The organism is Frigoribacterium salinisoli, assembly GCF_054781095.1.
In genome coordinates this window covers 1-513 of record NZ_BAAGVB010000012.1, presented here as the reverse complement: position 1 = coordinate 513, position 513 = coordinate 1, and the positions used below count along the sequence as shown (strand labels likewise).

Below are 513 nucleotides of genomic sequence, written 5' to 3'. Positions count from 1 at the left end.
CACGGCGACCACCGCCGTCACCGAGACGGCGATGCGCAGCTTGGACATGCCCGCCGCGCGCAGCGCCGTCAGTTCGCCGCTGCCGGCCAAACCGCCCAGACCGAGCAGACCGCCGATCAGCGCCGCGTTGCCAAAATGCTCGTACATGCGCCGCGGGATGGTGTCGGCGATGTAGATCGCGGCCTTGCTGAGGGTGTAGCCGTGATCGCCGACGTGACCGAGCTGCCGGAGGAACTGGCCCAGCGTGTCGAAGCCGACCAGGATCAGCCAGACGATGGCGAGCGTGCTCAGCACGCTGGTCGCGATCAGGCGGTCGACCTGCTTCACGCGCGGCATCGGCAGTCTCATGCATCGGCTCCCTTCACGCGCCACGCGCTGAACTGACGGCGGAACATCCACAGCGCACCCAGCGTCACCAGGATGTGCAGCACCCACATCGGCGCGCTGTTGCTCACCGTGCCGCGATCAATGAGCGCGCGCCCCAGCGACAGCAGCAGGAAATAGAGGAAGTAC

The 513-nt window shown here is 67.3% G+C and carries 1 protein-coding gene; it reads right to left on the bottom strand.

The window, feature by feature from the left end:
• A partial coding sequence (locus ACYVHQ_RS14260; protein WP_460514160.1) for an LptF/LptG family permease occupies positions 1-327 on the bottom strand: 327 nt, incomplete at its 3' end.
• Between the last annotated feature and the right edge of the window lie 186 nt (positions 328-513).